The 12,702-nt window shown below is 74.1% G+C and carries 12 protein-coding genes and 1 riboswitch; of the genes, 9 read left to right on the top strand and 3 right to left on the bottom strand.

The window, feature by feature from the left end:
* Positions 1–118 precede the first annotated feature (118 nt).
* Together trpD and ACOTKD_RS06190 are read left to right on the top strand one after the other, a co-directional pair.
* A complete protein-coding gene (gene trpD / locus ACOTKD_RS06185) occupies positions 119–1,183 on the top strand; it encodes an anthranilate phosphoribosyltransferase (RefSeq protein ID WP_424887835.1) in 1,065 nt (354 codons plus the stop codon).
* 61 nt (positions 1,184–1,244) lie between these two features.
* Positions 1,245–1,361, top strand: a riboswitch (SAM riboswitch).
* A 149-nt stretch (positions 1,362–1,510) separates the two neighbouring features.
* Positions 1,511–2,866, top strand: a complete 1,356-nt coding sequence (locus ACOTKD_RS06190) for an aminotransferase class V-fold PLP-dependent enzyme (RefSeq protein ID WP_424887836.1) — start codon at positions 1,511–1,513, stop codon at positions 2,864–2,866.
* Positions 2,867–3,084: 218 nt separating this feature from the next.
* Here the strand turns inward: ACOTKD_RS06190 and ACOTKD_RS06195 are convergent, their stop codons facing one another.
* Both ACOTKD_RS06195 and ACOTKD_RS06200 read right to left on the bottom strand, forming a co-directional pair.
* Positions 3,085–3,366 (bottom strand): Lrp/AsnC family transcriptional regulator, encoded by a 282-nt coding sequence (locus ACOTKD_RS06195; RefSeq protein WP_030364653.1) that lies wholly within the window; start codon positions 3,364–3,366, stop codon positions 3,085–3,087.
* Entirely contained in the window at positions 3,363–4,079 is a 717-nt protein-coding gene (locus ACOTKD_RS06200; protein WP_424887837.1) for a rhomboid family intramembrane serine protease, read from the bottom strand. Before ACOTKD_RS06200 ends, ACOTKD_RS06195 begins: the two co-directional genes overlap by 4 nt.
* 152 nt (positions 4,080–4,231) lie before the next feature.
* Here ACOTKD_RS06200 and ACOTKD_RS06205 point away from each other — a divergent pair, with 152 nt between their 5' ends.
* The 5 genes from ACOTKD_RS06205 to ACOTKD_RS06225 all read left to right on the top strand — a co-directional run bounded on the left by ACOTKD_RS06205 (position 4,232) and on the right by ACOTKD_RS06225 (position 9,826).
* Complete coding sequence (locus ACOTKD_RS06205) at positions 4,232–4,471, top strand: hypothetical protein (protein WP_030364655.1); 240 nt, start codon at positions 4,232–4,234, stop codon at positions 4,469–4,471.
* A 12-nt stretch (positions 4,472–4,483) separates the two neighbouring features.
* Positions 4,484–5,866: an NYN domain-containing protein gene (locus ACOTKD_RS06210; RefSeq protein WP_424887838.1), complete on the top strand. Its 1,383-nt coding sequence runs from the start codon at positions 4,484–4,486 to the stop codon at positions 5,864–5,866.
* Positions 5,867–6,084: 218 nt separating this feature from the next.
* Complete coding sequence (locus ACOTKD_RS06215) at positions 6,085–7,146, top strand: NlpC/P60 family protein (RefSeq protein ID WP_424887839.1); 1,062 nt, start codon at positions 6,085–6,087, stop codon at positions 7,144–7,146.
* A 245-nt stretch (positions 7,147–7,391) separates the two neighbouring features.
* Positions 7,392–8,465, top strand: coding sequence for an NlpC/P60 family protein (locus ACOTKD_RS06220; RefSeq protein ID WP_424887840.1), 1,074 nt, complete (start codon positions 7,392–7,394; stop codon positions 8,463–8,465).
* 134 nt (positions 8,466–8,599) lie between these two features.
* Positions 8,600–9,826 carry a hypothetical protein gene (locus ACOTKD_RS06225; protein ID WP_424887841.1) on the top strand — a complete coding sequence of 409 codons (1,227 nt, stop codon included), beginning with the start codon at positions 8,600–8,602 and terminating at the stop codon, positions 9,824–9,826.
* Between the two features lie 289 nt (positions 9,827–10,115).
* Here ACOTKD_RS06225 and ACOTKD_RS06230 read toward each other — a convergent pair whose 3' ends face one another.
* Complete coding sequence (locus ACOTKD_RS06230; protein ID WP_424887985.1) at positions 10,116–11,318, bottom strand: glycosyltransferase 87 family protein; 1,203 nt, start codon at positions 11,316–11,318, stop codon at positions 10,116–10,118.
* Here ACOTKD_RS06230 and ACOTKD_RS06235 point away from each other — a divergent pair.
* Positions 11,263–11,412: a hypothetical protein gene (locus ACOTKD_RS06235; RefSeq protein ID WP_424887994.1), complete on the top strand. Its 150-nt coding sequence runs from the start codon at positions 11,263–11,265 to the stop codon at positions 11,410–11,412. The two genes, ACOTKD_RS06230 and ACOTKD_RS06235, sit on opposite strands and share 56 nt — an antisense overlap.
* Positions 11,413–11,497: 85 nt before the next feature.
* Entirely contained in the window at positions 11,498–12,640 is a 1,143-nt protein-coding gene (locus ACOTKD_RS06240) for a glycosyltransferase family 4 protein (RefSeq protein ID WP_424887842.1), read from the top strand.
* Positions 12,641–12,702: the final 62 nt, after the last annotated feature.

A 12,702-nucleotide genomic window follows, 5' to 3' on the forward strand; every position in this document is an offset into this window, starting at 1 on the left:
GAGAGCCCCGTCCACCGCATGGACGGGGCTCTTCGCTGTTCCCGGGGGTGGATAGGCTGGGCGGGCAGGGCCCCGGGACGAACCCGGCCCTCCGGACCGACCACCAGGAGCGTGGACCATGAACGTTGTGACCCCGGCAGGCGGCGACAGCGCGGTGGCCCCCTCCTGGCCGGGCCTCCTGGACGCCCTCCTCACCGGCCGGGACCTCACCGCCGACGACACCGCCTGGGCCATGGACCGGATCATGCGCGGCGAGGCCACCGACGCCCAGATCGCGGGCTTCCTGGTCGCCCTGCGCGCCAAGGGCGAGACGGTCGCCGAGATCTCCGGCCTGGTCCGTACGATGTACGCGCACGCCCGGCTCATCGAGGTGCCCGGTCCCAGCGTGGACATCGTGGGCACCGGCGGCGACGGCGCCAAGACCGTCAACATCTCCACCATGTCCTCGATCGTCGTGGCCGGCACCGGCGCGAAGGTCGTCAAGCACGGCAACCGGGCGGCGTCCTCCGCCAGCGGCGCCTCGGACGTCCTGGAGAAGCTGGGCGTGAACCTCGACCTCACGCCCCGGCGGGTCGTGGAGGTGGCCGAGGAGGCCGGCATCACCTTCTGCTTCGCCGTGAAGTTCCACCCGTCCCTGCGGCACGTGGCCGCGGCACGGCGCGAGCTCGGCATCCGGACCGTCTTCAACGTGCTGGGCCCGCTGACCAACCCGGCCAGGGTGCGGGCCCAGGCCACGGGCGTCGCGGACCCCCGGATGGCGCCGATCCTCGCCGGAGTGCTCGCCGAGCGCGGCTCCTCGGCGCTGGTCTTCCGCGGCGACGACGGCCTCGACGAACTCACGACCACCGCGACCTCGCGGGTGTGGGTGGTCTCCGGCGGCCGGGTCCGGGAGGAGTCCTTCGACCCGCGGGACGTGGGGCTGGACCTGGTGCCGGTGGAGGCGCTGCGGGGAGCCGACGCGTCGTACAACGCGGACGTGGCGCGGCGCGTGCTGGCCGGGGAGACCGGGCCCGTACGGGACGCGGTGCTGCTGAACTCCGCCGCGGCCCTGGTGGCCCAGGCGCCCACGGAGGCGCCGCTGGCGGAGCAGATCCGCGCCGGGCTGGCGCGCGCGGCGGAGTCGATCGACTCCGGTGCGGCGCGGCGGGCGCTCGACCGCTGGGTGGTCGCGAGCAACGCCTGACGTCTCGCCCCGCGGAACGGCGGTTCCGCGGGGCGATCACGTGTGCCATACTCCTCCGCAAGGTCACGAGTGACAGCGATCAGGCCCCGGCTTGCTGTCCGGCAACCCTCCGTCCGTGGCGGGGTGCCCCGGGTGATGACCAGGCCGCAGGCAGCGAGGTCTGCGGCAAGCGCGGATCCCTCGCCAGGGATCCTGGTCGTCGAGGGAGTTCCTTCCGTGGTTCAGCGAATGCGTTAGGGCTCGAAGAGCCCCTTTTCCGCGCACCCTTTTCCCTTTCCCGCGCCCGTCGCGCGGTGGAATTCGCCTGCCTTCTTACGGGAGTTCGCCATGTCCGTCTCCACCCTTGCCACCGATCAGACCATTTGCACCCCTCTGCCGGTTCTGGGATGCGATGTCCGCGTCCCGCTGGTCACCGGGGGAGAGGTGACGTACGCGGCGCTGGACTACGCCGCCAGCGCGCCCGCCCTGCAGCGGGTGTGGGACGACGTGGCGGCGTACGCGCCCTACTACGGCAGCGTGCACCGCGGCGCGGGATACCTCTCGCAGCGCTCGACCGAGCTCTTCGAGAACAGCCGGGCCGACGTCGCCGCGTTCCTCGGCTGCCGGGACGGCGACCAGGTCGTCTTCACCCGCTCGACCACCGACTCCCTCAATCTGCTCGCCGCCGTACTCCCCACCGGGACAAGGGTGTTCGTCTTCGAGACCGAGCATCACGCGGCGCTGCTGCCCTGGGAGCGGCGCGCGGACGTCGCCGTGACCTACCTGGACGCGCCCCGCACCCCCGCGCAGGCGGTGGAGACCCTGGAGCGGGCGCTCGCGGCCCGCGAGCCCCACGGCCCCGCGCTCGTGTGCGTGACCGGCGCGTCCAACGTGACCGGCGAGCTGTGGCCCGTACGGGAACTGGCGGCGGCCGCGCACGCGCACGGGGCGCGGATCGTGGTGGACGCGGCTCAGCTCGTACCGCACCAGCGGGTGGACATCGCCGAACTGGACGCGGACTGGGTCGCCTTCTCCGGGCACAAGCTGTACGCCCCCTTCGGCGCGGGCGTGCTCGCCGGGCGCGCGGACTGGCTCCGCGACGCGCGGCCCTACCTCGCGGGCGGGGGCGCGAGCCGGCGCGTCGCACGGGGCGCCGCCGGCGAGGTGGAGGTCGACTGGCACGAGGGGGTCGCCCGGCACGAGGCCGGCTCGCCCAACGTCATCGGCGCCTACGCCATCGCCTCCGCCTGCAAGGCGCTCACCGAGGCGGGCTTCGACCGGCTCGCGGACCGGGAGCGGGAACTGATCGCCCGGGTGCGGGAGGGGCTCGCGGCGGTGCCGGGGGTGCGGGTGCTGTCGCTGTTCGGGCCGGACGCCCCGAGCGTGGGCGTGCTCTCGTTCACCGTCGACGGCTGGAACAGCTCGCACTTCGCGGCGGCGCTCTCCGCGGAGTACGGGATCGGCGTCCGGGACGGCCTCTTCTGCGCGCATCCGCTTGTGCGGACGCTGGTGGGCGGCGCGTCCTCGGCGGGCGGCGGGTGCGGCTCCGACGAGGGGGCGCCCCTCAACGCGATCCGCGTGAGCTTCGGTGCCGGCACGCCCGACGAGCACGTCGAGCGCTTCGTGGCGGCGGTCGGGGAGCTCGTCCGCGACGGGGCGAAGTGGTCCTACCGGACGGAGGGCGGACGCTGCGTTCCCGCGTGACCGCGGGTGGTTTCGGCACCGCCGGGCACGTCGGCGGGTGATTGCCCGCCGTTGCGGCGGAGGGGAGTGCCCCGGTCCCGCCCTTTCACCGTTTCCCCCTGCGGGGCGAGGGGGGCTTCCCCCCCCCGTTTCGGGAAGGGGCGGGTCAGGGGAATCACCCCCGCCGGGACGGCGCGCAACCCCCACCGGCGTGACCGGCGGTGCCGAACCGCGTACGGCTACGCCTCCAGGCCGATCGCGAACGCCGCCTCCAGGTCGTGCTGGGAGTACGTGCGGAAGGCGATGTGCGTCTCGGTCGAGGCGACGCCCGGGACCTTGCTGATCCGTCCCGGGATGACGTCCGCCAGGTCGTCGTGGCGGGCCACCCGGACCATGGCGATCAGGTCGTGCGCCCCGGTCACCGAGTACACCTCGCTCACGCCCTCGATCGCCGCGATCTGCTCGGCGATCTCGGGGATCCGGTCGACGTCGGTCTTGATCAGGACGATCGAAGTGATCACGGCGGGCTCCTATCGGGGGTCGGGGGGCAGCCCCGCTTCACTCTAGTCGTACGTCCGTACCTCGCCCACGCGTACAGGAAGCCGAGGGCGAAGCCCACGACGTGGGCGAGGTAGGCGACGCCGGGCCGGTCGCCGGCCGAGCGGGCGGCGAGCCACTGCAGGGCGAACCAGAAGAGCAGCACGGCCCAGGCCGGGAAGCGCAGGGGCAGGAAGAAGAGGAACGGGAAGAGACTGGTGACGCGGGCCCGGGGGAAGAGGTAGAGGAAGGCTCCGAGCACGCCGGAGATCGCCCCGGAGGCGCCGACGAGCGTCCGGTCGGAGCCCGCGTGCACGAGGGCGTAGCCGAGCAGTGCCAGCACTCCGGCGGCGAGGTAGAAGAGGGCGAAGGCTCCCCGGCCCATACGGTTTTCGGCCATCGCGCCGAAGACATAGAGGAAGAGCATGTTCCCGAGCAGATGCAGCCAGTTGCCGTGCACGAAGAGCGCGGTGAGCGGGGTGATCAGCTCCGCCGCGGGCCCGTGCCAGAGCTCCTCGGGCACCACGCCCCAGCGCTCGAAGTAGGCGGCCTGCGCGGCCAGGAGGCTGCTGCCGCTGCCCGGGTCGCCGGACAGGGGGGCCGTGAAGCCGGACGCGGGGCCGAGCAGGAACACCACACAGCAGGAGCCGATGAGGCCGTAGGTGACGAGGGGAGCCTGTCCCGGCTTTCCGAACATGAGCAGATCATGACGTACCAGCAGTAAAGCGCACAGAGTGCCTCGCCGGGCCGCCGAAGCGGGCCCGCGCTCCGCGCCGCATGACCATCAGGCCGTAGGGTTACGGGAAGCACACCCGCAGTTCGATGGACTTGACGAGGACGGACGACACGATGGGCGTTCCCCAGCCGACAGCCGGGACCCGGTGGCGCTGCGCGCTGTGCGGCAATCTGACCCGGTTCGATGTGACGCGTACGACCAAAGCCGTGGAATTCGTTCACCTCGACCTCTCCGGTGAGCCGAGCGTGGAGGAACGCGAGGTCGTCAGTGAGACGATCGAGTCCGTGCGTTGCCGCTGGTGCAACGCGGTCGACCAGGTCGAGCTGGTCGACCGGCCGGGCGCGAACGCCTGAAGAACGGGAGCGATGGTGGTGGAGCACACAGGTGGCGCGGAGACGGCCGGTGGGCCTGGTGACACCGGTGGGACCGACGGCGCTGCCGAGGTGCTCGACCGACCGTTGCCGGAGGGCGTGCGGCGCCGGGTCATCGGGCTGGTGGCGGAGGCGTTCGGCGGGCTGACCGTCTCCGAACTCCCGGCGGCACTGCGGCAGTACGCCCGGTTCACGCCGAGCCGGCGGGCCAAGTTCGCGGGCAACGCGATGGCGGCCGCGGTGGAGAACGACGCCGCGTTCCGCCAGCGCATCTCGGCCCGGCTGCGCGAGACGGGCTCGGAGCTCGCCGAGGCGCTGGACGCGGGCTCGCCGCCGGCGGCCGCCGATCCGGAGGACGTGGCGGCCATGGCCTACGTGCTGCGGCCCGCCGGCTGGGTCAAGCTCGTCACGGCGGCCGGCGAGGAGGCGCTGCGGGCGACCGCGGAGCGCGCCGGCGAGGAGGCCCAGCGCGAACTGCGGCGGCTGCGCGAGGAGCTGGCGGAGGCACGGGCCGCGGCCCGCGCCGAGACCGAGCGGATCCGTGCCGAGCTGGACGCCGCCCGCAAGGAAGCCGATTCGCTGCAGCGCAAGCTGCGCAGCGCCGTGGCCGACGTGCGGCGCGGCGAGGCCGCCGTGCGCAAGGCGGAGGCCGAACTGGAGGCCGTGAGAGCGGCCGGCGCGGCCGAGAAGGCGGCGGCGCTGGGGGAGACCCGGCGGCTCAAGACGCGGCTGTCGGAGGCCGAGGCCGCGCTGGAGGCGAGCCGCCGGGCGGTGCGCGAGGGCCGCAGCGTGGAGGACATGCGCCTGCGCCTGCTGCTCGACACCGTGCTGGACGCGGCCCAGGGGCTGCGGCGCGAGCTGGCGCTGCCGCCCGTCTCCGTGCATCCGGCGGACACGGTGGACGCCGTGGAGCCCGGCCGGATGACCCCGAAGGACATCGCCACGCGCGCCCTGTCCGAAACCGACCCCGCGCTCCTGGACCAGCTGCTGGCGCTGCCTCAGGCGCACCTCGTCGTCGACGGCTACAACGTCACCAAGACCGGCTATCCGACGATGCCGCTGGACAAGCAGCGGCTGCGGCTGCTGGGCGGGCTCGCGATGCTGGCCGCGCAGACGGGCGCCGAGGTCACGTGCGTCTTCGACGGCGCCGAGCTGGCCGCGCCCGTCCTGCTCGCACCGCCGCGCGGGGTGCGGGTGCTCTTCAGTAAGCCCGGCGTCACCGCCGACGAGCTGATCCGCCAGCTGGTGCGGGCCGAGCCGCCGGGCCGGCCGGTCGTGGTGGTCTCCACCGACCGCGAGGTCGCGGACGGCGTCGCGAAGGCCGGCGCCCGGCCGGTGGCATCGGCCCTGCTCCTCAAGCGACTTGCCCGTACCTGACCGTCAAGCCGTCATCACCGGCTGTGTCACGTTGGTAAAGCTTCGCTTGGGGCGGGAGATTTTTCTGATGAGGATTTGAACGGACCACTCCGGGGTCACTAAGGTCGGGCCTCGAACCTTCGCCCGGTCGATCATCCAATGGGGGTGACGGTGAAGGTCCCGCCCTCGCCGCTGCTTTCGGCGTGCGGTGGCGGCCGAGGAAGAAGGAGCTCGTCTCCGTGGCGTCCCACCGTCGTCCCAAGCAGCCGGGCCGCGCCCGGGTGACCGTCCTGACGGCGACCGCAGCCGCAGCCGTCGCCCTCACCTCGCAGGCCGCGCACGCCGATCCGAAGGCCTCCAAGGCGGAGGTCAAGGAGAAGGTCGACAAGTACTACGAAGAGGCCGAGCAGGCCACGGAGAAGTACAACGGGGCCAAGGAGAAGCAGGACAAGCTCGACCAGCAGGTCACCGATCTCCAGGACAAGGTCGCCCGCGGCCAGGAGGAGATCAACAAGCTGCGCGACGGCCTCGGTTCGCTGGCCACCGCGCAGTACCGCAGCGGCGCCGTCGACCCCTCGCTGCAGCTGCTCCTCTCCTCCGACCCGGACGGCTACCTCGACAAGGCCTCGACGCTCAACCAGGTGAGCGCCAAGCAGGCCAGCACCCTCAAGCAGATCTCCGAGAAGCAGCGCGTGCTCAAGCAGCAGCGCCAGGAGGCCACCGGCAAGCTCAAGGACCTCGCGGAGACCCGCAAGGTGCTGGGCGAGCAGAAGGAGGCCGTCCAGGAGAAGCTCGCCGCGGCCAAGGAGCAGCTCAACACCCTCACCGCCGCCGAGCGCGCCGAGGTCATGGGCGAGAAGGAGAAGGCCGACGGCGGCAAGAGCGGCGACGGCGCCCGCGCCGGCCGCGACAGCTCCCGGCCGGACCTCGGCAAGGACGTGCCCACCTCCGGCCGCGCCGCCGCTGCCCTCGCCGCCGCCCAGGGCAAGATCGGCTCCCCGTACGTGTGGGGCGCGACCGGCCCTGGCTCCTTCGACTGCTCCGGGCTGACCGGCTGGGCGTACGCACAGGCCGGCGTCACGCTCCCGCGCATCTCCCAGGACCAGGCCAACGCCGGCACCCGCATCTACGACCAGAGCCAGCTCAAGCCCGGTGACCTGGTGCTCTTCTACGGCGACCTGCACCACATCGGCCTCTACGCGGGCAACGGCATGACCCTGCACGCCCCCAAGCCGGGCGCGAACGTCCGCTACGAGTCGATGGGCAACATGCCCTTCCAGTTCGGTGTCCGCATAGGCTGACGGACCGGCCCGCCACTGGGCCGAACGGCTGACGCGCCGCCCGTTCGGGCGAATCGCGGTGGCCCGCGCTGACTCCACGCCCCGCCGGTGACCTGCGTCTCCGGCGGGGCGTCCGCATTCCCGTCCCATTCCCACCCCCGGCGGTCTTTGAACGCGGGGTGAGCACGCCGCTACTGTCTGGCGCTGCGGTACGACACGTCCCGGACCGCGCCCACAGAGCAGCAACGAAGGGAGTGCGGCAGCCCGTGGCGTCCCATCGCCGTTCTTCGCAGTCCGGTCTCACCCAGACCGTCCGGGTCACCGTCCTGTCCGCCGCCGTGGCCACGGCGGCGGCCGCCATGGCGCCCCCGGCCGTGGCACGGCCCGGCGACACCGCCCGCGACGACCGGTCCGGCGGCACCGTCAAGTCACAGGTCGACCGGCTCTACGAGCAGGCCGAACGGGCCACCGAGAAGTTCAACGAAGCGGGCGAGCGCGCCGGAGAGCTCCGCCGCAAGGTCGCCGAGGCCACCGACCGCGTCGCCCGCGGCCAGGAGCGCGTCAACCGCATGCGCACCGCCCTCGGCATGATCGCCGCCGCGCAGTACCGCAGCGGCGCCGTCGACCCCGCCCTCCAGCTGCTCCTCTCCTCCGACCCCGACGGCTACCTGGAGCGCGCCGCCACCCTCGACCGCGTCTCCGACCGCCAGGGCGAACAGCTCAAGGCCCTCCTCGGCGCCCAGCGCGCCCTCCGCCAGGAGCGCACCGAGGCCGCCCGCATGCTGGGCGAGCTGGAGGACACCCGCAAGGCCGTCGAACACCACAAGCGCGACGTCGAGAGCAAGCTCGCCACCGCCCGCCGGCTGCTGAACGCCCTGCCCGAGGCCGACCGCCGGGCCTACGCGCGGGCCTCGCGCTCCGGCGGCCCCCGGACCCTGGACCGCTCGGACGGCGGCGGCCTCCTCGGCGGGCTGCAGGACCTCACCGCCTCCTCCGGCCGAGGCGCCGCGGCCGCCATGGCCGTCCGCTCCGCCGTCGGCTCGCCCTACGCCTGGGGCGCGAACGGGCCGGGCGCCTTCGACTGCTCCGGGCTCATGCAGTGGGCCTACGGGCGGGCGGGGGTCGGCCTGCCGCGCACCTCCCAGGCCCAGCGCAACGCCGGCCGGCACGTCCCGCTGTCCGAAGCCCGCCCCGGCGACCTCGTCATCTACCGCGACGACGCCAGCCACGTGGGCATGTACGTGGGCAACGGGCAGGTCATCCACGCGCCCTACCCCGGCGCCCGCGTGCGTTACGACCCGGCCAACATGATGCCGATTTCGTCCGTGACCCGGCCGTGAGCGCGCCCTGAGCGCACGCCGGGGGGCGCGCGGCTCGTACGATGCGGGACGTGACGGGCCGGTGGCGTAGGAGCGGACGCGGGGGCACACGCGCGGGCGGCCGTGGGCCGGCCCGCCGGGCGGCGTGCCTCCTGATGGCCCTCCAGGCCCTCCTCGTCTGCCTCACCGGCTGCTCCGGCCTCACCGGCGCGAACGACGGCGGCCGGGACCGCGCCCTGCAGGGCGTCCTGGACCGGTGGGCCGCGGCCGTCCGCGACCGCGACGAGAACGCCTTCCTCGCCGCCGTCGACCCCGCCGCCGAGGGGTACCGGGCCGAGCAGCGCCGCGTCTTCGCCAACCTCGCCGCGGTGCCGCTCGCCTCCTGGGACTACCGGCTCGTGCGCACCGGCGGCTTCGCCCCCGAGCGGGGCGACGGCGGCGGGCGGCGCGTCGCCGCCGAGGCCGAGCTGCGGTACCGGCTCGCCGGCTACGACGGCGTGCCCGTCACCACCCGCACCCGGCTCACCCTCGTCGAGCGCGACGGACGGTGGTACGTGGCCGCGGAGGCCGCCCCGCAGGGCGGCGGGCAGCTGTGGCAGCAGGGCCCCGTCACCGTCGTCCGCGGCGAGCGCAGCCTCGTCCTCGGCGTCGGCCAGGACCGCGAGCGGCTGCGCGCCCTCGCCGACCTCGCCGACAAGGCCGTGCCCGCCGTGGGCGCGGCCTGGCACGCCAAGCCGCGGGAGTGGCCCGGGCGGGTCGTCGTCGAGATGCCGGCCTCCCTGGAGCGGATGGCCGCCCTGCTCGGCTCCCCCGTCTCCAACTACCGCGGGATCGCCGCCGTGACCACCGGCGAGGCGGGCGGCACGGGCGCCGCCGCGCCCGCGGACCGCATCATCGTCAACCCCGAGGCGTACGGCGTGCTCGGCGAGTTCGGGCGGCGCATCGTCCTCACCCACGAGACCGCGCACGTCGCCACCCGCGCCAGGACGACCAAGGCCACGCCGCTGTGGCTCTCCGAGGGCTTCGCCGACTGGGCCGCCTACCGCGGCACCGGCCGCACCGCGCGCCAGGCCGCGCCCGAACTCGCCCGCGCCGCCGCGGCGGGCCGGCTCCCCCGGGAACTCCCCGGTGACCCCGACTTCGGCTTCGCCGGAGAGGCGGGGAAGCTGGCCCGCGCGTACGAGGAGGGGTGGCTGGCCTGCCGCCTGATCGCCGAGCGCTGGAGCGAGGAGAAACTCGTCGCGTTCTACCGCGCGGTGGGCGACCACGGCCGCCGGGACGGGGCCGTGGAGACGGCCCTCCGCAAGGTCCTGGGCATCTCGCCCGCGGAGTTCACGGAGCGGTGGCGAGCGTACGTTGCGGAGCAGTTCGGTTCGGGCTGAGCGGTGCCGCTCCGCGGGGGTTCAGCCGATTTCGGCACCGCCGGTACACGCCGTGGAGGTTGCTCGCCGTCGCGGCGGGGTTGAGAGGCGAGGCCTCTCGACCCCGTGCTGCGAGGCGACGGGCCTCCCCTCCGCCGGGCATCTTGCCGCGGGCAAGAAATCCCGCCGCGACGGCAATCAGCCACCGCGGCGGTGACCGGCGGTGCCGGACCGGCCTCGGCCTTCGCGGAACGGCACCGTGCCGGGCCGGTCTCGCGCTCCGTACGGCTCGCCCCGCCGGGCGGGACCGTCAGCCCGCCACAAGGGCTCGTTCCCGCTCCGCGGGAGGGTCGTCGGGGGAGGGCGCCCCCGGCAGGGACACCGTTTCGCGCCACAGCCGCGCGCACGAGATCAGCGTCGCGACGACCAGCAGCCCGTTCCGCAGCGTCAGCGTGGCCACGCCCAGCTTGTCGCTGGCGACCACGTGGGAGAACCAGATCGGGAACTCCAGCTGGGTCAGCGGCGCGGCCAGCAGCACGAGGGCGATCGGCAGCCGCTGCCGCGTCGTGCCCATCGTCAGGCACACGGCCGCCAGCCCGAGCAGCCAGACGACGTACTGGGGGCTGATCACCCGGCTGGTCGTGGTGAACAGCAGCACCGCCGCGAACGCCGCCTCGTACGGCGTGCACGCCGTGAACCGCCGCGCCCGCACGCGCCACAGCAGCAGCCAGGCGAACGCCAGCACGCTCAGCACGAGCGCGAGCCGGCTCATGGTGTGCACGTACGGGCCGAGGAACTCCACGGAGCCGTAGTGCAGCCGCGCGTGCCCGTGCCAGCCGGCGTGCCGCCCCAGGTGGAAGACGAGCGAGCCCAGGGACTCCACCTCGGTGCCCCGGTCCCGCTGGAAGGTCAGGAAGGCCAGGGCCCCCGGCATCGTCGCCGCGAACATCAGCCCGGACACCGCGGCCGTCACCGCCGCCGCGCTCCACGCCGCCCGGGTACGGGTCCCCCGGGGCGTGCCGACCAGCAGCAGCACCGGCCACACCTTCAGCAGCGCCCCGAAGGCCGTGAGGGCGCCGGAGAGCCGGGCCCGGCGCCCGGCCGCCAGCAGGGCGGCGACCGCGACGGCCGTCACCATCACGTCGTAGCGGGCGTAGACGATGGGGCCGAGCAGCGGGACGCCGGCCACCCACGCCCACACTCCGGCGGCCGGTCGCCGCCCGTCCCGCACCGCGTACAGCAGCAGCGCGTAGACCGCCGCGTCGGCGAGGAAGCAGACGGCGAAGAAGGCGGGGGCGTAGTCGAGGAACGGCAGCAGGCCGGGGGCGAGCACGGCGAGGGCGGCGGCGGGCGGGTACTGCCAGGTGACGTCGTCGTAGGGGAAGGTGCCGGTGCGCAGCACCCCGTACCAGCCCTGGTAGATCACCTCGATGTCGACGGAGACGTCCGACCCCGGCATGACCCACACCCGCAGCACGCACATCAGCAGCACGGCCCGGGTGACGGCCCACACCGCGACCGAGAGCCGCAAACCCCTGCCCGCCATCATCCACCTCGCCCTTCACGGTCACTACACGCTGTACGCGCGCCGCTACTGCAAGGCATGATGCCGCCCCGGCCGGTCCATACGCGGTGACGTGGCGGGACGGGGCCCCGACTGCCCCCGATCGCACCCGGTACTGTCGGACGGCGATGGACAAGACTCTCGTCGTCACCAACGACTTCCCGCCCCGCCCCGGCGGCATCCAGGCGTTCCTGCACAACATGGCGCTGCGGCTGGACCCGTCGGGCATCGTCGTCTACGCCTCCACGTGGAAGCGCGGCCAGGAGGGCGCGGAGGCCACCGCACGCTTCGACGCCGAGCAGCCGTTCCAGGTCGTCCGCGACCGCACCACGATGCTGCTGCCGACGCCCCGGGTGACCCGGCGGGCCACGGACCTGCTGCGCGAACACGGCTGCACCTCGGTGTGGTTCGGGGCCGCGGCCCCGCTCGGGCTCATGGCCCCGGCGCTGCGCCGGGCGGGCGCCCGCAGGCTGGTCGGCACGACGCACGGGCACGAGGCCGGCTGGGCGCAGCTGCCCGCGTCGCGGCAACTGCTGCGGCGGATCGGCGAGGGCACCGACACCCTCACCTATCTGGGCGAGTACACCCGCTCGCGGATCGCCTCCGCGCTGACGGACGAGGCGGCGGCCCGCATGGCGCAACTGCCGCCCGGCGTGGACGAGAAGACGTTCCACCCCGGCTCCGGCGGCGACGAGGTCCGCGCCCGGCTCGGTCTCGCGGACCGCCCCGTGGTGGTGTGCGTCTCACGGCTGGTGCCGCGCAAGGGCCAGGACACGCTGATCCTCGCCATGCCCCGGATCCTGGCGGCCGTTCCGGACGCGGTGCTGCTCATCGTCGGCGGCGGCCCGTACGAGGACGAGCTGCGGAAGCTGGCCGGCGAGACGGGCGTCGCCCACGCCGTCCGCTTCACGGGCGCCGTGCCGTGGGAGGAACTGCCCGCGCACTACGGGGCGGGCGACGTCTTCGCCATGCCCTGCCGCACGCGCCGCGGCGGCCTCGACGTCGAAGGGCTCGGCATCGTCTACCTGGAGGCGTCGGCGACGGGCCTGCCCGTCGTCGCCGGAGACTCGGGCGGGGCGCCGGACGCCGTCCTGGAGGGCGAGACGGGATACGTGGTGCAGGGCGGTTCGCCGGCCCAGGCCGCGGACCGCATCGTGACGCTGCTGCGGGATCCGGAGCTGCGCGCGCGCATGGGCGCGCGGGGCCGGCGGTGGGTGGAGGAGAAGTGGCGCTGGGACCTGCTGGCCGAGCGCCTCAAGGAATTGCTTTAGGGCATCCCCTCAGCGCCGGACGGGCCGGCTTAGGAAGAAACCCGGCCCGCCAGCCCAGCGCC

The sequence above is a fragment of the Streptomyces sp. XH2 genome (assembly GCF_049725035.1).
In the GTDB taxonomy this organism is placed as follows: domain Bacteria; phylum Actinomycetota; class Actinomycetes; order Streptomycetales; family Streptomycetaceae; genus Streptomyces; species Streptomyces roseoverticillatus.